The 22,963-nt window shown below is 67.5% G+C and carries 25 protein-coding genes; 11 read left to right on the top strand and 14 right to left on the bottom strand.

What is annotated here, in order from left to right; all coding sequences use genetic code 11:
* Positions 1 to 36 precede the first annotated feature (36 nt).
* Both DR_RS06135 and DR_RS16740 read right to left on the bottom strand, forming a co-directional pair.
* Positions 37 to 837, bottom strand: a complete 801-nt coding sequence (locus tag DR_RS06135; RefSeq protein ID WP_034349577.1) for a TerC family protein — start codon at positions 835 to 837, stop codon at positions 37 to 39.
* A 107-nt stretch (positions 838 to 944) separates the two neighbouring features.
* Positions 945 to 1,175 carry a hypothetical protein gene (locus DR_RS16740; protein ID WP_010887829.1) on the bottom strand — a complete coding sequence of 77 codons (231 nt, stop codon included), beginning with the start codon at positions 1,173 to 1,175 and terminating at the stop codon, positions 945 to 947.
* A 44-nt stretch (positions 1,176 to 1,219) separates the two neighbouring features.
* Here DR_RS16740 and DR_RS06125 point away from each other — a divergent pair, with 44 nt between their 5' ends.
* Positions 1,220 to 2,263, top strand: coding sequence for a PEGA domain-containing protein (locus DR_RS06125; RefSeq protein ID WP_010887828.1), 1,044 nt, complete (start codon positions 1,220 to 1,222; stop codon positions 2,261 to 2,263).
* Positions 2,264 to 2,325: 62 nt separating this feature from the next.
* On the opposite strand, the gene DR_RS06120 is transcribed toward DR_RS06125, so the two are convergent.
* The 3 genes from DR_RS06120 to DR_RS06110 all read right to left on the bottom strand — a co-directional run bounded on the left by DR_RS06120 (position 2,326) and on the right by DR_RS06110 (position 4,147).
* On the bottom strand, positions 2,326 to 2,910 hold the full coding sequence (locus DR_RS06120) for an NUDIX hydrolase (protein ID WP_010887827.1): 585 nt from the start codon (positions 2,908 to 2,910) through the stop codon (positions 2,326 to 2,328).
* Entirely contained in the window at positions 2,907 to 3,533 is a 627-nt protein-coding gene (locus DR_RS06115; protein ID WP_010887826.1) for a MazG family protein, read from the bottom strand. The genes DR_RS06120 and DR_RS06115 overlap by 4 nt, the downstream gene beginning before the upstream one ends.
* Positions 3,534 to 3,622: 89 nt before the next feature.
* Entirely contained in the window at positions 3,623 to 4,147 is a 525-nt protein-coding gene (locus DR_RS06110; RefSeq protein ID WP_010887825.1) for a GNAT family N-acetyltransferase, read from the bottom strand.
* Between the two features lie 134 nt (positions 4,148 to 4,281).
* Between DR_RS06110 and DR_RS06105 the strand changes: the two genes are divergently transcribed.
* Positions 4,282 to 4,695, top strand: coding sequence for a pyridoxamine 5'-phosphate oxidase family protein (locus tag DR_RS06105; RefSeq protein ID WP_010887824.1), 414 nt, complete (start codon positions 4,282 to 4,284; stop codon positions 4,693 to 4,695).
* A gap of 58 nt (positions 4,696 to 4,753) precedes the next feature.
* Here the strand turns inward: DR_RS06105 and DR_RS06100 are convergent, their stop codons facing one another.
* The 4 genes from DR_RS06100 to DR_RS06085 all read right to left on the bottom strand — a co-directional run bounded on the left by DR_RS06100 (position 4,754) and on the right by DR_RS06085 (position 8,225).
* Positions 4,754 to 5,263, bottom strand: a complete 510-nt coding sequence (locus DR_RS06100; protein ID WP_010887823.1) for a hypothetical protein — start codon at positions 5,261 to 5,263, stop codon at positions 4,754 to 4,756.
* Positions 5,264 to 5,267: 4 nt separating this feature from the next.
* A complete protein-coding gene (locus tag DR_RS06095; RefSeq protein WP_162177590.1) occupies positions 5,268 to 6,854 on the bottom strand; it encodes a phospholipase D-like domain-containing protein in 1,587 nt (528 codons plus the stop codon).
* A gap of 115 nt (positions 6,855 to 6,969) precedes the next feature.
* Positions 6,970 to 7,806, bottom strand: coding sequence for a PhzF family phenazine biosynthesis protein (locus DR_RS06090; protein ID WP_010887821.1), 837 nt, complete (start codon positions 7,804 to 7,806; stop codon positions 6,970 to 6,972).
* Entirely contained in the window at positions 7,803 to 8,225 is a 423-nt protein-coding gene (locus DR_RS06085; protein ID WP_010887820.1) for an OsmC family protein, read from the bottom strand. The genes DR_RS06090 and DR_RS06085 overlap by 4 nt, the downstream gene beginning before the upstream one ends.
* Before the next feature lie 137 nt (positions 8,226 to 8,362).
* Here DR_RS06085 and DR_RS06080 point away from each other — a divergent pair, with 137 nt between their 5' ends.
* Positions 8,363 to 8,611, top strand: coding sequence for a DUF6582 domain-containing protein (locus tag DR_RS06080; RefSeq protein WP_010887819.1), 249 nt, complete (start codon positions 8,363 to 8,365; stop codon positions 8,609 to 8,611).
* An 89-nt stretch (positions 8,612 to 8,700) separates the two neighbouring features.
* Here the strand turns inward: DR_RS06080 and DR_RS06075 are convergent, their stop codons facing one another.
* The 3 genes from DR_RS06075 to DR_RS06065 form a co-directional block, all read right to left on the bottom strand.
* Positions 8,701 to 9,852 carry a hybrid sensor histidine kinase/response regulator gene (locus DR_RS06075; protein WP_010887818.1) on the bottom strand — a complete coding sequence of 384 codons (1,152 nt, stop codon included), beginning with the start codon at positions 9,850 to 9,852 and terminating at the stop codon, positions 8,701 to 8,703.
* Between the two features lie 82 nt (positions 9,853 to 9,934).
* Positions 9,935 to 13,369: a PAS domain S-box protein gene (locus DR_RS06070; protein ID WP_027479605.1), complete on the bottom strand. Its 3,435-nt coding sequence runs from the start codon at positions 13,367 to 13,369 to the stop codon at positions 9,935 to 9,937.
* The gene (locus tag DR_RS06065; RefSeq protein WP_051618788.1) at positions 13,366 to 14,298 is read right to left on the bottom strand and encodes a shikimate dehydrogenase family protein; all 933 of its coding nucleotides are present in this window, start codon (positions 14,296 to 14,298) and stop codon (positions 13,366 to 13,368) included. The genes DR_RS06070 and DR_RS06065 overlap by 4 nt, the downstream gene beginning before the upstream one ends.
* A 116-nt stretch (positions 14,299 to 14,414) precedes the next feature.
* Between DR_RS06065 and DR_RS06060 the strand changes: the two genes are divergently transcribed.
* The 5 genes from DR_RS06060 to nudC all read left to right on the top strand — a co-directional run bounded on the left by DR_RS06060 (position 14,415) and on the right by nudC (position 19,264).
* Positions 14,415 to 15,311 (top strand): hypothetical protein, encoded by an 897-nt coding sequence (locus tag DR_RS06060; protein ID WP_010887815.1) that lies wholly within the window; start codon positions 14,415 to 14,417, stop codon positions 15,309 to 15,311.
* A gap of 168 nt (positions 15,312 to 15,479) precedes the next feature.
* Positions 15,480 to 16,502, top strand: coding sequence for an ATP-binding protein (locus DR_RS06055; protein WP_010887814.1), 1,023 nt, complete (start codon positions 15,480 to 15,482; stop codon positions 16,500 to 16,502).
* Between the two features lie 4 nt (positions 16,503 to 16,506).
* Positions 16,507 to 17,289: a hypothetical protein gene (locus tag DR_RS06050; protein WP_010887813.1), complete on the top strand. Its 783-nt coding sequence runs from the start codon at positions 16,507 to 16,509 to the stop codon at positions 17,287 to 17,289.
* Positions 17,286 to 18,425 (top strand): vWA domain-containing protein, encoded by a 1,140-nt coding sequence (locus DR_RS06045; protein WP_010887812.1) that lies wholly within the window; start codon positions 17,286 to 17,288, stop codon positions 18,423 to 18,425. The genes DR_RS06050 and DR_RS06045 overlap by 4 nt, the downstream gene beginning before the upstream one ends.
* Positions 18,422 to 19,264, top strand: coding sequence for an NAD(+) diphosphatase (gene nudC / locus DR_RS06040; protein WP_010887811.1), 843 nt, complete (start codon positions 18,422 to 18,424; stop codon positions 19,262 to 19,264). Before DR_RS06045 ends, nudC begins: the two co-directional genes overlap by 4 nt.
* On the opposite strand, the gene DR_RS06035 is transcribed toward nudC, so the two are convergent.
* Both DR_RS06035 and DR_RS06030 read right to left on the bottom strand, forming a co-directional pair.
* Entirely contained in the window at positions 19,233 to 19,835 is a 603-nt protein-coding gene (locus DR_RS06035) for a DedA family protein (protein ID WP_010887810.1), read from the bottom strand. The genes nudC and DR_RS06035 overlap by 32 nt on opposite strands.
* A gap of 32 nt (positions 19,836 to 19,867) precedes the next feature.
* Entirely contained in the window at positions 19,868 to 20,452 is a 585-nt protein-coding gene (locus DR_RS06030; protein ID WP_010887809.1) for a hypothetical protein, read from the bottom strand.
* Between the two features lie 141 nt (positions 20,453 to 20,593).
* Here DR_RS06030 and DR_RS06025 point away from each other — a divergent pair, with 141 nt between their 5' ends.
* Genes DR_RS06025 through DR_RS06015 form a run of 3 tightly spaced genes read left to right on the top strand, consistent with a single transcriptional unit; the run spans position 20,594 to position 22,933 of the window.
* Complete coding sequence (locus DR_RS06025; RefSeq protein ID WP_010887808.1) at positions 20,594 to 20,965, top strand: phage holin family protein; 372 nt, start codon at positions 20,594 to 20,596, stop codon at positions 20,963 to 20,965.
* A gap of 52 nt (positions 20,966 to 21,017) precedes the next feature.
* Positions 21,018 to 21,863, top strand: coding sequence for a pantoate--beta-alanine ligase (panC, locus tag DR_RS06020; RefSeq protein WP_010887807.1), 846 nt, complete (start codon positions 21,018 to 21,020; stop codon positions 21,861 to 21,863).
* Positions 21,860 to 22,933, top strand: a complete 1,074-nt coding sequence (locus tag DR_RS06015) for a type IV pilus twitching motility protein PilT (protein WP_010887806.1) — start codon at positions 21,860 to 21,862, stop codon at positions 22,931 to 22,933. Before panC ends, DR_RS06015 begins: the two co-directional genes overlap by 4 nt.
* Positions 22,934 to 22,963 lie beyond the last annotated feature (30 nt).

Here is a 22,963-nt window from a genome sequence, read left to right as displayed (position 1 = left end):
AAGTCAATTGACTTTGCGGCGCCTTCCCTTGTGCCCTTACTTCAGCAGGTCCTGCTCCTCCATCTCCCGGCGCAGGTCCTCGCGGGCCTGGGCGCGGGCCTGCTCGACCAACGTGCTGCGGATGTTGCGGGCGGCGCGGACGGTAAAGAGCATGACCAGCCCGGCGAAAAGCAGGGTGAAGTACAGGTACACGCTCGGCACCTCCACCCCGAAAGCACCCATGACCAGCGAGGAGCCCACCAGCAGCAGGAAAGCCGTCGCCAGCAGCTTGACCGGCAGGTGCTCGTCCATGAAGCGGCTGATGGCGCCACTCGCCGCGATCATGACGAGCATGGACAGCACCACCGCCGTCGCCATCACCGGAAAGCTGCCGCTCATACCGACTGCCGTGATCACGCTGTCGAGGCTGAACACCAGATCAATCAGCGGAATCTGAATCAGCGCCGAGGCGAGTGAGATCGGCTGGTTGCTGGCGGGGTCGGTGCCGAGTGGGTCGGCGGCCATGGTGCTCAGCTCGCGCACGCTCTTGAACATCAGAAAAAGGCCCCCGGCAAGCAACACCAGGTCGCGGATGCTCAGGCCGTGGCCAAACAGCGTCAGCACCGGCTGCGTCAGGTGCGTCAGCCAGGTCACGCTGGCAAGCAGGGCCAAACGGGTAATCACCGCCAGCCCCAGCCCCAGCGTGCGCCCCAATGCCTGCTGCTGCCGGGGCAAGCGGGAAGCGAGCAGGGTGATGAAGATGATGTTGTCGATCCCGAGCACCAGCTCCAGCAGCGTCAGGCTCAGCACGCCCACCAGGGCTTCAGGGGTACTCAGGGCAGACAGGAAATCGAACATCGGACCCGCAGTGTAAGCCGCGCCCTGACTGCAATTGAGTGCATAAGACCGGGCGAATGCCGGTACGGCCTTAAGAAAAACCTCGCCCAGTCGCAACGGCAACAGCTTCAATCGCGCTTAGAGCATTTGACAAAAAGATGGCACAGCTTTTTGGCGAGCGGAGCGAGTACAAAACATGGAGCAGGACGGAGAATGGAGCGGGTGGCGGTGCTGTTCCGACGCACGCGTAATTCGGAGAACTGCTCTAGATCAAAGGTCCAAAGCTGAAGCTGACGAGGAACGTCACCTTCCTGACGGTGGGCTGAATCACTATTAATGTTCCAGCCTGTTTCGCTCATGGCCCGTCACCTTTGCCCGCTTAGTCTTTTCTCCGGAGGACGACATGAAAAAGTTTCTGATGATTCCGGTGGCCCTGCTGGCCAGCACTGCTTTCGCCGCCCCTAAAATTAGCGCCCAGAGCATTATCGTGAACCCCACTCAACCTGACCTGAGCGTCAGCGTGCGCGTGGACAAGGACACCACCGGCAGCGCCAACCCCGTGTACCTCGACGGTGAGCCGATCCGCATCAGCACCAGCGTCAACCGCGACGCCTACGTGTACCTGTTCAACCTCGACAGCACCGGCGAAGTGACCCAGATTCTGCCCAACCGCCTGAGCAACAGCGGCGGCAACTTCGTCAAGGCGAACACCACCGTGACTTTCCCCTCGCAGGGCGACAACTTCGTGTTCAACGTGGGTGGCCCTGTGGGCCTGAACAAGGTGCTCGCGCTCGCCAGCCTTGAGCCGCTGAACCTCGACCAGATCACCTCGTTCAAGACCACCCAGGACCAGTTCGCCACCGCCGCCACCCGCGGCCAGGACCAGCTTGCCCAGGCCCTGAGCATCGTGGTCAATCCCATTCCCCAGAACAGCTGGGTGAGTGACACCGCGTTCTTCAGCGTGGCGTCCCGCGCTCCCGTGACCACCGGCAGCCTGTTCGTGGGCACCAACGTTCCCGGCAGCACCGTGATCATCAACGGTCGCACCCTGGGCGCCGCCAACACCACCTACAGCGGCATCGCCCCCGGCAGCTACCCCGTGCGCGTCAAGGCCCCCGGCTTTGCCGACTACACCACGACCATCACCGTGCGTGCCAACACCACCACCAACCTGAACGTGGAGTTCAACCGCACCAACACCCCCGTGCCCACCCCGGCGCCCGTGGTGAACACCAACAACTACAGCTTCGTTCTGCGCAGCAGCGTGAGCGGCGCCCGTGTGTTCGTGGACGGCGTGGAAGCCGGCACCATCCAGAACGGCAGCCTGGCCCTCAACGTGACTCGTGGCGGCCACGAAGTCGTGATCATCGCCCCCGGCTACCGCACCTTCATCAACACCTACAACGTGACCCAGAACGCCCAGGTCAACATCACCCCCGTTCGCTGAGCCCCGCTGAACGTCAAAACCCCCTCCCCGTCGTGGGAGGGGATTTTTGTGGTCTGGGAAGGTCAGCCCGGCCCCTGCTCCAGCAGGTCGTGCAGCACCCGCGCCGTCATGCCCCAGATGTCGAGGCCGCGCCAGGGATAGCGGTAGAGCGGCACCTCGGTTCCGTCGGGCAGAGTGCGGCGCTCGCGCACCAGCGGCACGGCCCGCAGTTCGGCCAGGGTCGGGGTGATGATCTGCGCCACCTCTGGCGTGACCCGCAATGTGTCGAGCGCTTCAGGGGCGATGCGGCCCAGGACCGGCGTCACGTGAAAGCCCACCGGCGTGAACACGTCATCGAGTTCACCGAGCAGGGTCACGGCGGCGGGGTCAAGGGCGACTTCTTCCTGAGCTTCGCGCAGGGCGGCCTGGGTGGGCGTCTCCCCCGCGTCGAGGCTGCCGCCCGGAAAGGCAATCTGGCCCTTGTGGGTCGGCAACTCACTTGAGCGCACCGTAAGCAGGACGCGGGGGTCGGCCTCGCGGGTCAGCGCGACAAGCACGGCGGCCCGGCGGTAGTGCGGCAGTTCGAGCGCGGTGCGAGTGCGCCCCGAGAGCCACAGCGCCCAGGGATCGGCCTGAATATCGTCGAGGGGGTCGTGGGGCGCTGTCATGCCGTCTCGTCCGGCAGCGTGGCGAGCGTCTGGGCGGTGTGCGCCCGCAGAGCAATCTCGGGGTCCACGCCCAGGCTTCTGGCCCAGGCGACGGCGGCGGCAAGGACCTCAGCCACACCGCTTTCGCTGTCGGGGGCAGCATTTAGAGCGGCGGTAAGCTCGGCGCGGCCTGTCTTGGCCCTGCCGGCGAGCTTCTGCGTCTTGGCCTCGCGTGCCAGTGCCCCCAGCGCGGCGGGCACCCGGTCGGCGGCGCTGCGGGGTTGACCGCCCCGTTCGGCGGCCTTGATCGCCTGCCAGTTGCTCACGACTTCCTCGCTGCCGCTCACCTGCGTTTTCCCGAAGACGTGGGGATGACGGCGAATCAGCTTTTCTACAATGCCGCGCTCGACTTCGGGATAGGAGAAAGTACCTTCTCCCTCGGCAATCACCGAATGAAAGGCGACTTGCAGCAGCACGTCCCCAAGTTCGTCGGCGAGGGCTTGCGGGCCCTGGGCCACGGCGTCGGCAGCCTCGGCGGCTTCTTCGAGCAGGTAAGGGCGCAGCGATTCGTGGGTCTGTTCCTGGTCCCAGGGGCAGCCCCCTGGCCCACGCAGACGGCGCATGACGGTCAGCAGTTCTTGCATGGGGCGAGTCTAGGCCAGTTGTTCTTGCGACTTTATGGCTTTTCTTCCCGCTCGGTTAGGTCTGTCTAAGTCGCGAAACTTACGCCGTTTTAGCTCTCCTCGTCCAGCAGCAGTTCCACGAACACCATGTCCAGCCAGCGGCCAAACTTGCGCCCCACCTGATGAAAATGGGCCACCTGACGAAAGCCCAGCCGCTCGTGAAAGGCGATGCTGCCGGCATTGTCGGCGTCCACGCTGCCGAGCATGACGTGGAGGTGCTGGGCCCGGGCCTCCGCAATCAGCCGCTCCATCAGCGCCAGCCCCAGACCGGCGCCGCGTTGACCGTCGCGGATATAGACACTGTGCTCGACGGTGCCGTTGTAGCCGGGCTTTTCGCGGAAGGTGCCGTAACTGGCAAAGCCCAGCACCGTGCCGCCCTCCCCCTGCGCCACGAACACCGGGAACCCGGCCCGCTGCCGCGCCGCGAACCACTCCTCCCGGCTTTGCAGGGTCGCGGGTTCGAGGTCATAACTGGCCGTCGTGTTCAGCACGGCGTCGTTGTAGATCTCCAGAATGCCGGGCAGGTCGGCGGGCGTGGCCAGGCGAATGACAGCGGGGCGAATGACAGAGGTCATGCTTCAGAGGAAAGCACGCGGAGGCGGCAGCGACCAGAGGCGGACTGGGCAGCCCCGGCCCTTCCAGCGGGATTCCCAAGCCGGCTTGAGTCAACGGCCACCCGCGCCCCGGCCTTTTCCCGCAGGCTGAGGCCATGTCGAAAACCCTGAAAGACCTGGCCCGCGACATGCGCGGCATTGACCTGTGCCTGTTCGCCACTCACACCGCCTACGGACACATCGCGCAGCGGCCCATGAGCAACAACGGCGAGGTCGAGTACGACGGCAATTCGTACTTTTTCACCTGGAAGGACTCGCGCACCGTACACGACATCGAAAAGGACGCCAAAGTGAGCCTCGGCTTTCAGGGCAAAGGTGGGCTGTTCGTGGCTGTCGAGGGCCACGCCACCGTCACCGAGCACCGCCCCACCATGCAGCCGCACTGGACGCCTGACCTAGACCAGTGGTTCGAGCAGGGGCTGGAAACGCCGGGCATCTGCATGATTCGGGTGGAAGCGACGCGCATCGCTTACTGGCAAAAAGGCGATGAGGGCGAGATCAAACCTTAAAACGGAGAAAAAACGCCTCCGCACCTGTTACGGCGCGGAGGCGTTCGCGTTTCAAGTTTCAGAATTGCAAAGCGTACTTCGTGCCGTTCTCGCCCGTGCATTCGCCGAAGCCGCGCTCGCGGGCGTCCACGGTGAGGGTGCAGGTCAGGGTGCGGACCCGGGCGCCGTTCGTGCGGGCGATCAGGTTGCCGCTGTAGCTGACCTCCGCAGGACGCGGGCTGTCGAGGCGGGTGTCCCAGCCGAGCGCCGCCTGGCCGCTGTCCCCGGGGCGGGTGCTACCGCCGACGCCCACGCTCAGGCCCCAGCCGGCGGGCAAAGCCGTGGCGGGGCGGCCCACGATCTGCGTGCGGCCCTTGTAGGTTTGCCCGCCGATTTCGATGGTCACGTTGTCGGGCGCGAAGGGGTCGGCGACTATAGGGCGCAGGGTGCCGCGCACGATGGACACGGTGCCTTCCTCACCGGTGCTGCCACTCACGATGCGCCCGAGTTGGGGCCCCGTCACCGCCGGAGCGCAGGAGGCGAGCAGGCCCACGGCGGCCAAAGACAGCAGCGCAGAAGGTGTTCTCATGGCGTCAGTGTAGAGAAGGAAGACTGACGGCAGATGAGGCATCCCGGTTCACCCGGACAAACTTCAACCACCATTCCTGCGGCACCGGGCGGCTGAGGGTGTCCGACTGCCAGACGCGCTCGAAGGTGGCGTCCTGCTCGGCAACGGCCTGCGGGTCGTCGGTGACGAGGGCGGCCTCGTTCAGCCCCAGCGGGCCCCAGGCGCTGAAGTGGAAATTCATGCTGCCGACCAGCGCCAGTTCGTGGTCGAAAGTGACGGTCTTGTCGTGCATGGTGTAGGTGACGTAGCGGGCCTCGAAGAGGTGTTCCAGCCCGCGCCGCCGCGCCTCGGCCCGCAGCAACGCCACGCCGGCGCGGTTGCCAGGTCGCTCGATGCCGGCGCTGTTGGGCATCAGCAGCACGCGCACGTGCACGCCGCGTTCCATAGCACTGAGGAGTGCCCGCAAGTAGACCGGGAAGCCGGGGCTGTCAGCGCCGCAGCCGTCTGGACCTGCCTGGGCTCCCCAGCAGGCCGGCTCGGGGCTGAAGTCCACCTGCATCAGCTCGATGCTGCGCTGCGCCGCGCCGATCAGGGCGAGGTGCGCCCGGTCCCCCTGGTCGTCGCCGGGGCGGCGGTAGAGCAGGTAGGCCCGCGCTTGCCCCGCCGGAAGTGCCAACCGCGCGGCAAGCGGGTGACTCGGCGGCTCGGCCTGGCCCAGGGAGCAGCGGTCAAACACCTCCACTGGCAAGACCTCCGGCGGGCAATGAAGCTGCTGCGAGTGCCGCCACAGGTCATCGAACGCCGCTACGCCCGCCTGCGCCACCGGCCCGCGCAGGTGCAGGCCCGTGTCGTGCTGCGAGTTGCCGCCTTCCGCGCGGGGCAGCTGGGTCCAGCTCATGTTGTAGCTGCCCACCGTCAGGTCCTGGCCGTCAATCACGTGCAGTTTGACGTGGCTGTGCGGGAAGTACGGATAGTTCAGAATGCTGACGCGCCAGCCGAGCGCCGGGTCGTCCAGCGGCACCCCACGCAGCCGCAGATCACGGGCGAGCGAGAGCGCCTGCGTGGCCCCGTCCACCGTGCGGACGAGGTCGGGATAGCCACCGAGCGAAAAGCGCACCGCCATGCCCTGGGGGTAGGCCGCCGGGTCAGCTTTGACGCGGGCATACAGGTCAGCCACACCCGCGACCACCGTGCTGCCGGGCAGACCCAGGCCAAAGTCCCACTGCATATTGGCGACGAGCACCTCGCTGTGGGCGGCGCGAATCTGCGCGGCGAGGTCGTCGAAGGCGTCGTGGGTGAGGCCTGGCCCACGCGGCGTGCGCGGCAAATCGACAAAGGCGTTGGCGCAGCTCAGGTCGGTCCCGGTGCCGCCCGCCGCCGTGGCCTCCCACACCGCCCGTTGCAGCCGACTCTGCGGCGCGGCGCACGGCGGAGCGAACAGGGGCCGTGCCGGGAGAACAGGCCCCAGACCGAAGGGAAAGCCGCGTGGCCCCTGTGCCTGAGACCGTCCGTTGCCCAGCACCGCCAGGGCAGTGAGAACCACGGTGCCCCAGCGCCGCCGACCCCGCAGCCGCGAGGGTCGCCGGGCGCGCAGGGCAGGCCGCCTTTTCATCAACGGGCAGCATAGCCAGCCTGTCTGATTCAACTCTGTGGGGCAGGCAGGAGTCGGCAAGCCTAAAACGCCAGAAGCTTCAGCTCTAAAGCCAAAGTAAACCTCAGAACGGCAATCAGTTCAGGCGCTCGGCGCGGCCCCCCACCCACACGGCCTCGCCGGGCGCCGAGAACTGAGCGGTGAGCAGCGCCGGTCGCCCCGGCTGACACTGCGCGGCCCGGAGGACGTTGCTGTCTTGGGGCCACAGCCCGCGCTCGCCGAGCACTGCCACGAGGTTGGCCGCCATGTTGCTGCTCGCGGCGTCTTCCAGAAAGCCCCGCAGTGGCCCGAAGGCGCGGAAACTCACGTCGGCGCGGCGTTGCGGCCCTTCGGCAGGCGCGGCAAGCGTGTAGAGCACCAGCCCGCTGCTGCCCGTCGCCTCTCCACTCGCCGTGATGGGCGCGGCGGCGGGCACATAGTCCATCAGGGCCGCGAGGTCCGGCACCTCCGCGACCAGGTTGGGGCGTCCGGTACTCGCCAGATGGGCCGTAGCGAGAGGCAGGCCCAGCCGCCCGGCAATGTCATCCAGTTCCAGCGAACACGGTGAAACCTGCGGTGTGCCCTGCGCGAGCAACCACTCGCCGCCGCACAGTTGCGCGGGCGTGCTGCTCTCCCCCGCCTGCACCTCGGCAAAGTCCGCGAGCTGGCCCTGAGATTGCAACCAACTCAGCGCCGCCACGCTCGCCGAGTCGCTTTCGCCCTTTTCGCGCTGTGGGGTGAAGGTCCGCAGCCGCACGCCTTCCAGGCCAGCCGACTCGACGAACACGCTCAGCGGCGTGTCCGCCTGCGCCGCCCGCGCTTGCAGGTCGCCCGCCGCGTCCGCGAAGACGCTGACCTCCTTGCCGCCGTCCACCCCACGCGGCGCGAAGACCCGGTAGCGCACGGGCGGCGTTCCAGCGGCGTCCCCGGTCACGAGGCGGCGGGCTCGCCAGCCAGCTCGGCCTCGACCACGATTTCGCTGTTGAGGCTGGCCGCCACCGAGCAGTATTTTTCGTGGCTGAGGTGCGCGGCCTTGCTCAGCGCCTCGGCGGTCACACCCTCGCCCGCCGCGATGTGGCGCACGGTGATGCGGGTGTAGCGCTTGGGGTCGGTGTCGGCGCGCTCGCCCTCGACCTCAATGCGGTAGCTCGCCAGCGGCGTGCGGCGCTTTTTCATGATCTCCACCACATCGTAGGCGGTGCAGGTCGCCAGGGCGCCGAGCAGCGCTTCCATCGGCGAAACGCCCACCTTGACGGGGCTGTTGTCGATCAAAAGCTGGTGCCCGCTCTCGCTGACGCCGAGGTAGCGCTGTTCACCGAGCCAGGTCACGTTCAGTGTTTTTTTTGTGCTCATGCCGCGAGCATACGCGCCCGCTGCCCGCCCCGGCGCCGGGCACGTCTGAACCGCACGCGTCCCAGCCCCGACTCTTCAGAAGACCTCAAAGACAGCGCTCCCAGCTCGGGCGTAGGCTGCGCGCGCGGAGGTTTCCCATGGCTGAACTCAGCGAGAAAAAGCGCGACGACCTGTCCGACCACGACTTCGCCTACATCGACGCGCACGGTGGCCGTCACCTGCCCATCCACGACGAAGAGCACGTCCGCAACGCTGCTGCCCGCTTCGACCAGACCCATTTCACCAGCGACAAAGACCGCGCCGGAGCCGCCAGCAAAATCAAGGCAGCGGCCAAGCGCCACGGCGTCGACCTTGACCCTGACGACGCGGTGATGAAGGCCAAGTAAAACTTGCAGTCAAAACAGTTGAGACGGAGCCCACTTCATTGAGCGGGCTCCGTCTTTTTTTCTCTAGACAGACTAGGACGAGTCAGAACTTAGGCGAAATCCTCGTCCCCCTCGTCGTCAGGCAGTGGCAAACGCACGCGGAAGGTGGCGCCGCCGCCAGGGGTGTCGAGCACGTCGATGGCCCCGGCGTGGGCGGTGACCACCTGCTGCGCGATGGTGAGGCCCAGACCGGCTGAACCGGCTTCCTTGCCCCGGTAGAACTTGTCGAAAATGCGCGGCTTGATGTCGTCGGGAACGCCAGGGCCATGGTCCACGACCAGCACTTCGGCCTCACCGGGACGCAAGTTGAGGACGAGCTGCACCTTGTCGGGGCCGCCGCTCACGCGAATGCCGTTGCTGACGAGGTTGGCAAAGACCTGGGTCAGGCGCCCGGGGTCGCCCACGATTTCGCAGTCGGCCGCGTCGGCCTCCACGCCGTAGTCGCGTCCGACCTGCCGCAGCACGTTGCCGAGATTGACGAAGTGCATCTCGATGCTCTGGACGAGTTCACCGCGTGAGAGTTGCAGCAGGTCGTTGACGAGCCGGGTCATGTTCTCGGCGACGCGCTGCGCGTCTTGCAGCACCTGCGAGCCGCCCGCCTCACGCTCGGCGCGGCGCAGGTAGCCGAGCAGGGCGGTCAGCGGCGTCCGCAGTTCGTGGCTGGTTTCGGCCAGGAAGGTCTTTTGCAGGTTGAGCGCTTCTTCGAGTTGCCGCGCCTGCACCTCCAACCGCTGGTTCTGGCGCTCGGTGGTGCCGCGCAGCCGCTCGACTTCCTCCAGGCGCAATTGCAGGCTGGCGTTCAGGGCGCGCACCTCCTGCTCGGCCCGCTCGCGCGAGAGCCGGGCGTCGGCCTCGGCCAGCGCGCGGTTCACAGCGGGGGCCAGCCGTTCGAGGCGCGCCTTGAGGATGTAATCGGTCACGCCCTGGCGCAGCGTGTCCACCGCCACTTCCTCGCCCATCGCCCCGGTCACGATGATGAAGGGCAGGTTGGGTTCGAGCTGGTGCGCGGCATGAAAGGCGCTCAGGCCGTCGTAGCCCGGCAGCGCGAAGTCGCTCAGGACGATGTGCGGCGGCGACTCGCGCAGGGCGGTCAGGAAGCCTTCCTCGTCCTCGACCCGCTGAATGGTAAGGTCACGGCCCAGGTCGCCTTCAAGCGCCATGCTGACGAGCTCGTGGTCGAGTTCGCTGTCTTCCAGATGCAAAATCCGCAGGGCACCGCCGTGCCGGGCGCTGGCGCCGCGCCCAGGTCCGCTGCGGGCAGGTTCGCCGCTGAGACCGGCAGGCTCACGATTCCTGCTCCTGGCGCAGCGGCAGCACGACGGTGAAGGTCGCGCCCTCGCCGGGAACCGAGGAACCGCTGACCTGACCGCCGTGACGGGTCACGATGCGGCGCACGTTGGCGAGGCCGATGCCGATGCCGTCGAATTCTTCGGCACGATGTAAACGTTGAAACACGCCGAACAGTTTATCGGTGTATTTGGGATCGAAGCCCACGCCGTTGTCGGTCACGGTGATGCGCGCCGCGCCGCCGTCCTCGCTCGCGGCCACCGTGACCTGCGCAACCTCGCGGGTGCGGCTGTATTTCAGGGCGTTGGAGAGCAGGTTCTGGAAGACGAGTTCGAGCAGCGCCGGGTCGCCGGGCACCTGCGGCAGCGGACGCAGCGTGAGCCGCACCTCGCGGCCCTGGCGGTCGGGTTCGAGGTTTTGCCACACCCGCTCCACCAGTTCGGTGAGGTCCACCGGCACCAGCCGCAGCGGCTGGCGGCCCATGCGCGAGAACTCCAACAGCGAGTCGATCAGGCCGCTCATGCGCCCGGCGGCGTCGGTAATCACGCCGAGGTAGCGCTGGCTCTTGGGGCTCAGGGCCTCGGCGCTGTCTTTGCGCAGCAGGTCGCCAAAACCCACGATGTGCCGCAGCGGCGTGCGCAGGTCGTGGCTGACCGAGTAACTGAACGCTTCGAGTTCGCGGTTGGCTTCTTCGAGTTCGAGGGTGCGGCGCTGCACCCGCTCTTCGAGTGATTGGTTGAGCTGCCTCAGCTCGTGCTGGGCATCGGTGGCCTGTTCACGCAGCGTGTCGTTTTCCAGCGCGGTGGTCAGGCGCGAGGCGATTTCGAAAATGAGTTCGTGGTCACGGTCATGCAGCGGGTGCCGGTGCGCCAGCCCCAGTACGCCGTGGACCGTGCCGTCCATGCCGACGAGCGGCTGCAACACGCCGCCCGACACCTCGACCGCGTGCAGCAGCGGGTGGGTCAGCACGTATTCGGGTTCGCGCGTTTGGGCCACCCGCTGGGCGAGCACGCGGACCGTCTGCACGATGTGCGGCAGCCGCCAGTCGGGGTTGCTTGCGCAGGAGGCGAGTTCGGTGAGTTCCACTCCGTCTGGCGACGGCTCCTCGCCCGGACGTGCCAGCGTCCAGATCGTGCCCGCTTCCATCAGCCGCGACATGACGAGTTCAAGGACCGCCTCGTAGCGTTCGCGGCGCTGCGCCAGCGGGTCACCGGCACGGACCACCAGCGCCTCGGTCACGTCGGCGAGCAGTCGGGCGGCGTTCTCGGCGTACACGCTGTCGTCCACGTCGGTGGTGGTGCCGACCCATTCGAGAACTTCGCCCTGGCTCCCGCGAATCGGCAAGCCACGCGTCACGAAGGTGCGGTACTCGCCCAGCTCGTTGCGCAGGCGGTGCTCGGCCTCGAAGGGTCGCCCGCTGCTGATGGCCTGGGCCCAGCGCAGGCGGTAGTCCTCGCGGTCGTCGGGGTGCAGCGCGGCGATCAGGTCGGTGCCGGCCTGCGGCCCCACGTACTCTTCCCAGCGGCGGTTGAAATAGGTGGCCTGCCCCTGCGGATCGGCGAGCCACACGATCTGCGGCATCCCCTCGACCACGCCCCGGTAGCGCGCCTCGTTCGTCTGGGCGTCGCGCTCGGCGAGCAGGCGGTCATGAATATCGGTGGCACTCGCCACCCACTCGCGGGCCTGTCCGTCTTCGTCCAGCAGCGGCGCCACCCTCACCTCGAACCAGCGCCGCTCCTCGCCGTCGGGGCCGACCCGAATCTGCACCGTGCTACGGGCCGTGCTGAGGTGGATATAAGCCTCATGCCACATCAGGTCGTAGGCGGGCACGTCCGCCGGGTCGAGTCGGCTGCGAACACCCAGCTCACCGAGCTGCTCGCGGTGCTGGGTGTTGACGTAGGTGATTTCGCCCTGCGGACCGCTCACCCACAGCATGTGCGGAATGGTGTCGAGAATCGCCCGCGAGCGCCGCTCCTCGTCGCGCAGGGCTTGATCGGCAGCGACCCGCTCGGACACGTCGCGCACCACTTCGAGGTGGCCGAGCAGCCGGTTTTGCGGGCCGAGCACCTCGTTGCGCTGCGCTTCGCCGTAAAAGCGGGAGCCGTCGCTGCGCTGATAGGGCGTGGTGATGGACTGAAAGCTGGCGCGGTCGTCCAGGCGGCGGTCCACATGCAGCATGGTCAGGGGGTGGCCCACCAGCTCGTTGGCCGGCGTGCGGAACTGCTCGGCCATGGCGCGGTTGACCAGCCGCACCCGGCCCTGGTCGTCGGTGAAGGCCGCCGCGTCCTGCATCGCGTGAAAAATCGCCTCGAATTCGGCGCGGGCCTGCTGCTGCCGGCGTTCGAGTTCGCTGAGTTCACGGTTGGCGGCCTCGGCACTTTCGCGGGCGACGACCTGTGCGCGGCTGATGAGAAACGCGCCCCCCGACGCCACCAGCCCCAGCAGCGCGAGCAGCGGCGAGAGCCAGTTGAGCGGCTCGCTGGCGAAGGTCGCAGGCGGCGCGTAGGACACCTGCCAGGTCTGCCCGGCGAGTTGCAGCGGCGGCTGCGCGACCAGCCCCGGAGCTGCCGGACTCAGCCCCTCCTCCCCCAGCAGCGGGCGCCCGGCAAGCAGGATGCGCGAGGTGGGCCGGTCATGACCATAGCTCTCGTCGAGCGACTGCACGAACTCTGCCGAGCGAATCGCCAGGTACACGAACCCGAGCAACTGGCCCTGCCCCGGCTGGGCGGCGCTCCCGTCGGCGGCCCGCCACACCGGCATGAACAGCAAAAAGCCGCTCTGGGGCGTGCCGTTGACCCCGCCCTGCACGAGATGCAGCGGGTAGGTGGCGTGCATTTCGCTGCTCAGGCGCCCGGAATCCATCGCGGCGCGGCGCAGCGGCTCGGAGTACATGTCGAACCCCAGCGCCCGCAGGTTCACGGCATTCGGCGGCGCGATGAACTGAATCGGGGCGCGGTAGGGCTGCTTCGTCTGCAACGGAAAAATCGCGATGCCGCCATCAGGGACGTCGGGGCGCAGGGGCGAGAGGCTGCTCGGCGAGAGGCGCGGCGGGGTCAGGCGCGTTTCACTCCAGCGCACGAAGCCCAGCGCCTGCACGTCTGAGTAGCGCTCACCGAGGTCGAGCCCGGCGCTGAAAGACCGGAAGCGCGACGGCGTCGGCGGGTCCGCCTGCGACAGCCAGAAGGCGCGGGTGGCGACGAGCAGCTTGCCGAAGTCGTTGATGCGCCCCCGCAGCGCCGAGGTGTGCGCGGTGATCTCACGGGCAAAGCGGGCCTGCTGCTGCTCGTGCGTGAGCCGGGACACCAGACCCGCCGCCGTGAGCGACGACAGCAGAATCACGCCCAGAATCAGGACCGGCAGCCAGTGCGCCCAGGGCAGAAAGTGCGCTCGCAAACGCGCCCGGCTCTCCTGGCGACGGTTGAACCCGCTCACCGTGTGGCCTCAGTACGGGCGGCGTCGCCTGCGCCACGCCCTGTAGCCGGAGCTTCCAGCGCGGCCAGAAAGACCGAAACCGGCACGTCTACCCCGGTCCAGGCGGTAAACGCCAGCCGGGCCTGCTGCGCCAGCATCCCCAGGCCGTTTTCAGCAGGCAGCCCGGCGGCCTCGGCGTCGCGCATCAATCGGGTTCGGCGCGGCTTGTACACCATGTCGTACACCCCGGCGTGGGCCGGCAGCTGTCCGAAGTCGAAGCCGGGAAGCGGCGTTTCTTCGGGGTTGTCCAGCCCGGCGCTGCTGCTGTTGATGACGAGGCCGACCTGCCCCCACGGCACCTCACCGGGCCCGGCAGCGCGGACCTCTCCTCCACCCTGCCACCCCGCAGCGAGCGCCCGCGCCCGCGCCGGGGTGCGGTTGACCACCCAGACCTCGCGGCCCAGAATCACCGCCCCGGCGTACACCGCCGCCCGCGCCGCGCCGCCGGCCCCGAGAACGACCACCCGGTCTGCGGCGCCCAGCCGCCCAGTCAGCCCGCTGCCTGCGAGGGCCTGCAACAGCCCCGGCGCGTCGGTGTTGTCACCATAAAGTTGCCCAGCGCGGTGAATCACGGTGTTCACGGCCCCGATGGCGCGGGCCGCGTCCGACAGCCCGTCGAGCAGCGGCAGCGCGGCTTCCTTGTGCGGCAGGCTGAGGTTGGCGCCGAGTACGTCCGGCGCCCGCAGCCGGGCCATCGCCGTCGGCAACTCGGGAGCGGGCACCCGCTCGGCGTCGTAGGTGCCGTTCAGTCCCGCCCAGGCGAACGCGGCGCGGTGCATCCGGGGCGAGAGCGAGTGCGCCGCCGGGTCAGCGAACAAAAAAGCGCGGCGGGGACCGGAGCCGCTCCGGGCAGGGACAGAGGCGGACGGGTCGGGGGCGGACACATTCACAGTCACAGTGTAGGGGCCGGGCGCCCGGAGCGGCCCGCGCACGAAACGGCGGGAGCCCAAAGCCTTCCCTAATCTGGCCTCATCCTTTCATGAGAGCCGCAGCGTAGGCTCCTGACATGTTTGAACGCGATGAACATCACTTTCCGGTTAAGCGTCTGTTGCTGCTCGGTGCCCTCGTCGGGGCCGGCGCCTACTACCTGAGCCGCGAGCAAAACCGCAAGGCGCTCGACGCCAAGCTGGCCGAACTTGGCCTGAAAGACGCCGCGCAGGACGTGGGCAGCAGCGTGACCAAGGGCTGGGAAAAGACCAAGGACGCCGCTCAGAACGCCGGAAGTGTCATCGCCGACAAAGCGCAGGACGTGGCGGGCGAAGTGAAGAGCGCCGTGGCGGGCGCGACCGCCGAAATCAAGGACGCGGGCAAGGAAGTGGCCGACACCGCCAAGGACGCCGGTCAGAACGTGGGCCAGAACGTCAAGCGCGAAGCTGCCGACCTCGCTGACCAGGCGAAGGACAAAGCCCAGGACGTGAAGGCTGATGTCAGCAAGGCTGCCGACCAGGCCAAAGACAAAGCTCAGGATGTCGCCCAGAACGTGCAAGCCGGGGCCCAGCAGGCCGCCGCCAACGTCAAGGACAAGGTTCAGGATGTGAAGGCTGACGCCAGCAAGGCCGCTGACCAGGCCAAGGACAAAGCTCAGGACGTCGCCCAGAATGTGAAGCAAGGCGCCCAGCAGGCCGCCTCCGACGCCAAGGACAAGGTTCAGGACGTCAAGGCCGACGCCAGTCGGGCCGCCGATCAGGCCAAAGACAAAGCCCAGGACGTCGCTCAGAACGTGAAGCAAAGCGCTCAGGACGCCAAGACCGACGTGGACGCCAAGGCCAAGAGCTGGGCTTTCGACCTGCGCACCGACGCCGAAGCGGGCAAGCAGGGCGGCCAGACCGGCAGCACCACGAACAATGCTGGTACGGCGGGCAACACCGGCATGACGGGCAACACCAACACCCGCAAGAACTGAGTTCAGCGCGGTCCAGAAAGCGGTCCTTCCAGAGGAGGGGCCGCTTTTTTTGGTTTTCTTTGGTTGCTCGGCTTCCTGAACGAACGGGCCGGACGCCCTATGCTTGGCAGTTGAGCGGCCTGTTGCTGTTCGGCAGCTGCCCGCCGCTTCTTCTCACGAGGTACCTTCATGACCCTGACTCCCCAAGAACTCCAAACTTACCTTGCGGCGCTCGTGCGCCAGAATCTTCAGATCGCCACCATGATCTGGGGCCCGCCCGGCGTGGGCAAAAGCAGCGTGGTGGCGCAGGTGGCGCGGCAACACGACCTCGACTTCGTAGACGTGCGGCTCTCGCAGCTCGCCCCCACCGACCTGCGCGGCCTGCCGGTGCCCGAAGCCGACGCTCAGGGCAGTGGCGTGAGCCGCTGGTATCCGCCCGAATTCTTGCCGCGTGCGGGCGCGGGCATCCTCTTTCTGGACGAGGTGAATATGGCGCCGCCCACCATGCAGGGGATGGCGCAGCAACTCATCCTCGACCGCCGGGTGGGCAGCTACGAACTGCCGGACGGCTGGTTCGTGTGGGCCGCCGGCAACCGCAAGGAAGACCGCGCCAGCGTGTTCGACATGCCCGCGCCGCTCGCCAACCGTTTCCTGCACCTCACCGTGCGGCCCGACTTCGACTCGTGGCGCTCGTATGCGCTGGCAAAAGGTCTGCACGAGCATGTCATCGCCTTCCTGACCTTCCGCCCGGAGTTGCTGTGGCGCCTCGACCCGCAGCAGCCCGCCTGGCCCAGCCCGCGCTCGTGGGAGATGGCCGCGCAACTGCACCGCGCCGGGCTCGACGCTTCTTCGGCCATTGGGGAAGCAGCGGGAGCCGAGTTTGCGGCGTTCGTGCGGCTGTTCGAGCAACTCCCCGACCTCGGTACGGTCCTGAGCGGCGCGGGCGCGGGGCTCAAGCTGCCCGACGAGCCGAGCGTGCGTTATGCCGCCGTGGTGGGGCTCGCCGCCCGCGCTGCCGATGCGGAAGAAGCCTATCGGGCGTTTACCTGGCTGGCCGACAGCGCCGGGCCGGAGTGGCTGCAACTCTACGTCGCCACGCTGGTGAGCAAGTTCCAGGCCCTCGGGCAACTCGGCGAGCTTGCCGGGCTGCTGGGCCGTGACCCCCGGCTGGCGGAACTCGTGCAGGGGGCCCTGAGTCTGGCCGAGGGCTGAGCCCGTGGACCGCGTGGTCAGCTGGTTAGCCGGGTTCTCGCCCCAGAGCCTGCACTGGATGGGCCTCGGCCTGCTGGTGTTCGACTGGCTGCTGCCCTGGCCGGTCATGCTGGCCATGTCACGGGCCGAAACGAGACCTCAGCTGAACCGGTGGGTCTGGTCCTGCATCACGCTTGCATTTATAGCCGGGGGCGTGGGTGCTGTCGGTCTCTTGATGTCACCCGTCGACTCAGCCGCAGGCTATCTGGGCTGGTTCGGCTCAGAGATTTTGAGCGGTCTTCTGGTGGGCGTTGCTGCGGGTCTGATGCTCCTGTCGTTTCTGGGCGTGCCCCTGATGGCCGTGATCTGGCTGGCGTTCTGTTTGATTATGGCTTTCGGCCTGGTGGGCGGGCGGCTCACCGACCTCGCCCATCCCATCAAAACCACCGCCCACGTCGAGTCTTACCTTGACTCCGATGACAAACCGGAACTGGCCCTGAAGGAGTCGGAGGTTCTGAAAGTCCCCAGCGACCGACTCTGGCTGCTGCTGGTGGAAAAGGGGATCACCGACACGCCGCCCAAACAGACGCTGCGTCGTCCCCTGGCCGTGGACGTGGTGATGGCGCCGGACAGCGAATTTATCTTCCTGGCCGACGAATACGACGCCACCCCCCGCGCCCGACGCTGGATGAGTGTGCAACTGATCGGCTGGGCGCTGTTGGTGCTCAGCTCCTTGTTGTCGGGGATGCTGGTGCTGCTCGCTCCCCTTTTTCCCGTCGCGCTCCCTGCTCCGGAGGAAATCTCATGACCGATCCCGTTCGGGTGACCCCCGAGTTCCAACGTCTCGTCTCCGGCTCGCGGCTGCGATTGCGCGGCAAGTCGGCGTTTTTTGCCACGCTATTGCTCTATGCCGAGATCGTTCCCTCACGAGAAGTGATGGCCGCCGGCACCGACGGCGAGCGCGTTTACCTCAACCCCGAAGTCGCTGCCAGCCTGCCGCCGGACGTGCTCGACGGCCTGCTGCTGCACGAGGTGCTGCACGCCGCGCTCTCGCATGTGGAGCGGCGCGGCCCGCGTGAAAAGAAGCGCTGGAACCGCGCCGCCGACCTCATCGTCAACGGCATGGTGGACGCCGCTGGGCTGCCCACCCCGCCCAACTCGCGCCGCGACGAGCATCTGGAACGGCTGAGCGTGGAAGAGGTCTACACCTCGCTCGAAGGCGAAGCAGACGGCGAGGGCGACGAGGAAGGCGACGACCTGCTCGACGCTCCGCCGAGCGACGCCCCCGGCAAGCAGGGCAAACCGGGCCGGCAGGTGGCCCGCGAGTGGCAGCAAGCTCTGGCCCAGGCCCGCAGCGTGGAGGCCATGAGCGGCGGCCAGGGCCACGACCCGCTCGGCATGCACCGCGAACTCCAGCGCCTCGCCCCGGCGCGGCTCGACTGGCGGGCGCAACTGTGGCGCTTTCTGGCGCGCACGCCGGTAGATTTCGGCGGCTTCGACCGGCGCTTCGTGGGACGCGGCCTCTATCTGGAAGCCTTGGACGACGAGACACTCACAGCGCTGATTGCGGTGGACACGTCCGGCAGCGTGGACGACGACGCGGTGCGCGCGCTGGTGGGCGAAGTGCAGGGCGTGCTCGGCGCGTACCCACACGTCCGGGCGACCCTCTACTACGCCGACACCGAAGCCTACGGCCCCTGGGACCTGCGCCCCGGCGACGAGATTCCCCCGCCCCAGGGCGGCGGGGGCACCGACTTCCGGCCCATCTTCGAGCTGCTGGAGCAACACGAACCCGACGTGCTGATTTACCTCACCGACGGCTACGGCGACTTTCCCGAGCAAGCCCCAGCCACGCCGACGCTGTGGGTCGTGCCGCCCGGCGGGCTGGAAGACGAGGGCTTCCCGTTCGGGGACGTGCTGCGACTGGAAGAGAACGGAGCATGAACCGCTTTCCTACAGAGCGCCCAGCCGACTTCGTGGACGACCTGAAGGTGCCCGCCGCGCCGGACGCCCTCTTTTTTATCGTCCGGGAGGGAAAACTTCTGCTCAGTGACGCTGGCGAATTGCCAAGCGGCCATAGCCTCGCCGGTCAGGCGGTCATTGCACTGGGTCGCCTGGGTGAGCGGCCAGTGTTTGCCTTGCCATTGACGGGGGAAGCGCCTGCCGGAGCGCAGCTGGTCGGCCTGCGTCAGTGCTTCGGCGTGCTGCCGGACGGGCTGTTCGGGCTGGCGGGGCTGGCCGTGCAACTGGTGGACTTTCAGCGCAGCCACCAGTTTTGCGGCGCGTGCGGCACCCCTATGCGGCCCGGTGAGGGTGACCGTGCCCGGCGCTGTCCGAGCTGTGGCCTGAGGGTCTATCCCAGAGTCGCGCCCGCCATCATCGTCCTGATTTCGCGCGGGACAGGGCCGGACACCGAGTTTTTGCTGCTGCGTGGTCCCAGGCAAGCGCCTGACGTCTTTACCACGCTGGCGGGCTTCGTCGAACCATCCGAAACGCTGGAAGCGGCCGTGCACCGTGAAGTCGGAGAAGAAGTCGGCGTGAAGGTCCGGCAGGTGCAGTACCGCTTCAGCCAGCCCTGGCCTTTTCCGCACTCGCTGATGCTGGCCTTTACCGCCGAATACGCGGGCGGCGACATCGTGCCGCAGCCCGGTGAGGTCGAGGAAGCGCAGTGGTTTACCGTCAGCGACCTTCCCCAGCTGCCGCCCACCTTCACGGCCAGCCGCCGACTGCTAGACGACGCCCTGGCGACCCTCAGGCTTTCTGGCGACTTTGCAACAACTTAAGCGCCACCGGAATAAAGCTCAGAACCAGCACCACGGCCACGATCAGCAGGATGTAGCGGTCGAGGTGCGGCACCCGCTGCCCCACGAAGTACGCCAGGGCCGGCAGCCCCGCACCCCACAGCAGGGCGCCCAGCACGCTGTACCACGCGAAAGAAGTGAAGTTCATATTGCTGACCCCCGCCAGGGTGGGCACTACTGCACGCACAAAGGGGATGAAGCGGGCGAGCAACACCGATTTCGGCCCTTCGCGGGCAAAGAATTCCTCGGCCTGGACGCGGTATTCGGGTTTAAAGAAGCGCGAGTTCTGGCGGTTGAAGATGGCCGGGCCAAAGCGCTGGCCGAGCAGGTACCCGACCAAGCTGCCCAGAATGCTGCCCGCGATGACCGACAGGATGACCCAGACCAGATCGAGCTGCACGTTGCTGTTGCGGCTCGCCGCCACGATGCCCGCCGTGATCAGCAGGCTGTCGCCCGGCAACGCGGCCCCCACCAGCAGGCCCGTTTCGGCGAACACGACCAGAAAGAGGCCGAGGTAAGAAAAGCCCAGAATGACTTGAATCCAGTGCTCCATTGGGCGCAGCTTATCCGAACGGAGCTGACAACTTACTGCGCCCGGCGCGTCGCCTTGTTCCCGGCCACATCGAGCACGGTGATGTCGGCGTAGATGCCGCTCGTTTCGGCGTAGAACTCGACCTTTTGCCCTGGCGTGATGTTGAGCCGGTTGCCGTCAATCAGAATCTGCGCCACGCGGGTGTTGTCGGTGGCGACGCCCGACACCCGGATCAGGTTGCCGACGCGGTTGAACGACTTGACCTGAATCTGCGGCGGGGTCGTGTCCACCACCACGGTCACGGTTTCCTTGCTGGTGTGCCCGGCGGCGTCGCGCGCCGTGATGGTGTACTCCGCCTTGCCGTTTTTCGCGTCGGGCTGAAACTTGAAGTTGGCGATCTTGTGGCTGCCCTCGATGGTCACGGGCTGGTCGTTCACCTTGATCTGCGTCACGCCCACGTCGTCCAGCACGTAGCCATGCACGGCGGCCTGGGCATTCTGGGACACCGTGCCGCCGTCGGACCCGCTGACGACGATGCGGGGCGTGAAGTTGTCGGCGGTGCGGGCGCAGCCGCTGAGCAGCGCGGCGCCCAGCAGGCCGGGCAGCACAGCCGGGCGAAAGGAGGCGGCGGAGAACATGACGGGCAGTATAAACGCCGGCCCCCAGACGGCCCCAGCGCGGGCATGTGCCGGCGGCCTGCAAGCGTAAAAACATTGACCAAACGCAAAAGAATCTCTCCTACAGCGGCGCACATCGGAGAGCTGTTCTAGACTCTGGGCATGGGATTCATCCTCAGACTGCTGCTCAACGCACTGGCCCTGTACCTGCTCACCCAGGTCTACAACGGGGTGTCGTTCGCGCCCGGCGCCGACGTGGTCAGTGTCGTGGTCGCCGCGCTGGTGATGGGGATCGTCAACGCGCTGATCCGGCCCGTGCTGCTGCTGCTCTCGCTGCCGATCAACCTGCTGACGCTGGGGCTGTTTACCCTCGTCATCAACGGCATAGTCCTATGGCTGGTCGCGCAGGTCACCGTCCTGAACGTGTCGGGCTTCGGCGCGGCCATCGTGGGGGCCATCGTGCTGACGGTCATTTCGTGGCTGCTCGACGCGCTGGTGTCGGCCCTGGGCCTGGATGGGCGCCGCCGTGTCTGATGAGGTCAGCGACACCGAACACCGTCCCCAGATTCTGAGCACGCCGCAGGAAGTGCAGACGGCACTCGCAAGTCGGGGCCGGGTCGGGCTGGTGCCGACAATGGGCTTTCTCCACGAAGGGCACGCCACGCTGATTCGCCGTGCCCGTGCCGAGTGCGACGTGGTGGTGGTCAGCATCTTCGTCAACCCTATGCAGTTTGGGCCGACGGAGGACCTCGCCACCTACCCGCGCGACCTGGACCGTGACCTCGCGTTGGCGGGCGCAGCGGGGGCCGATTTCGTTTTCCATCCCGAGGCGGCAGCAATGTACCCGGCAGGCTTCAGCACCCGCGTCGAGGTCAGCGGGGTCAGCGAACCGCTCGACGGGGCGGCGCGGCCCGGACACTTTGCCGGGGTGGCGACGGTGGTGCTCAAGCTGCTGAATATCGTGCAGCCTGAGCGCGCGTACTTCGGCGAGAAGGACTGGCAGCAACTCGCGGTGGTGCGCCGCCTCGTCGCCGACCTCAACCTGCGCTCCGAAATCGTGGGCGTGCCGACGGTGCGCGCCGACGAGGAAGCGGCGCACGCGGGCCTCGCGCTGAGCAGCCGCAACAGCTACCTCTCGCCTGAGCAGCAACGGCGGGCCACCGTGCTGTCGCGTGCGCTGCGGGCGGTGCAGGCGGCCTACGCGGGCGGCGAGCGCGACACGGGGCGGCTGCGGCAAGCCGGGCTGGACGTGCTGGCGAGCGAGCCGGAGCTGGCGCTCGATTACCTGGTGGTGGTGGGGCCGGACCTGCGTGATGTGCCCCAGCTGAGCGACGATCCCCTGAACCGAGTGCTGATCGCGGGGCGGCTCTTCGGCGTGCGGCTGATCGACAACATGCCGCTGAGCACCGCGCCGGTGCCTGCGCCCGCATGACGCTGGACGACCTGCTGCGCGAACTCGCGGGCCGCCGCGCCTCCGACATCCACCTGCAAGCGGGCAGTCCGCCGCTGGGCCGGGTGGATGGCCGCTTGCTGCCCTTTGGCACGCAACCACTGACGCCGGAGCATACCCAGGCGCTCGCACGGGCGGTGCTGACCCCTGAGCAGTTTGAGGAATTCGAGTACCAGCAGGAACTGGACGTGGCCTACAGCGTGCCGGGTCTGGGCCGCTTCCGCTGCAACGTGTTCCGGCAGCGCGGTGCGGTGGGCCTGGTGCTGCGGGTGGTGGGCGAAACCATTCCGGGCTTCGAGGCACTCGGACTACCGCGCGAAGTCATGGAGCAGTTCGCGGCGCTGCCCCGTGGCCTGGTGCTGATTACCGGGCCGACCGGCAGTGGCAAGACCACCACCGTCGCCAGCCTCATCGACTACCTCAACCGGCACTTCGCCTATCACATTCTGACCATCGAAGACCCCATCGAGGTGCTGCACCGCAACAACCGCAGTCTGGTGGTACAGCGCGAGGTGGGGCGCGACACTCGCAGTTTCGCGGCGGCGCTGCGGCACGCGCTGCGTCAAGACCCCGACGTGATCGTGATCGGCGAGATTCGGGACCGCGAAACGGTGGAGGCCGCGCTGCTGGCGGCGCAGACCGGGCATCTGGTCATCAGCACGCTGCACACCCAGGACGCGGTGCGGACGGTAGGGCGCATCGCCGAATTTTTCGCCCCCCACGAGCGCGATCAGGTGCGGCTGCAACTCGCCGAGTGCCTGGGCGGCATCCTCAGCCAGCGGCTGCTGCCCCGCGCCGACGGGGTGGGCCGGGCACTGGCGACCGAGGTGCTCGTCAGCACGCCCCTGGTGCAGGAATATGTCAAGGACGAGGCGCGCACGCCGCTGCTCAAGGACGTGCTGCTCGAAGACAATCTGCGGGGGATGCACACCTTCGACGAGCACCTGGCCGCGCTCTACCGTGCCGAGCTGATCACCCTCGACGCGGCGCTCGCGGCGGCCACCAGCCCGCACGAACTGCGGCTGCTGCTGACCCAGACCGGGCGACTCTAGCCCCTCCGGCGCGCTGAGGGGGCAGGGCTG

Origin of the sequence: Deinococcus radiodurans R1 = ATCC 13939 = DSM 20539 (assembly GCF_000008565.1) — a bacterium.
GTDB classification, from domain to species: domain Bacteria; phylum Deinococcota; class Deinococci; order Deinococcales; family Deinococcaceae; genus Deinococcus; species Deinococcus radiodurans.
Note: the sequence above shows the minus strand (reverse complement) of the source record. Positions and strands in the feature narration are given on the sequence as shown.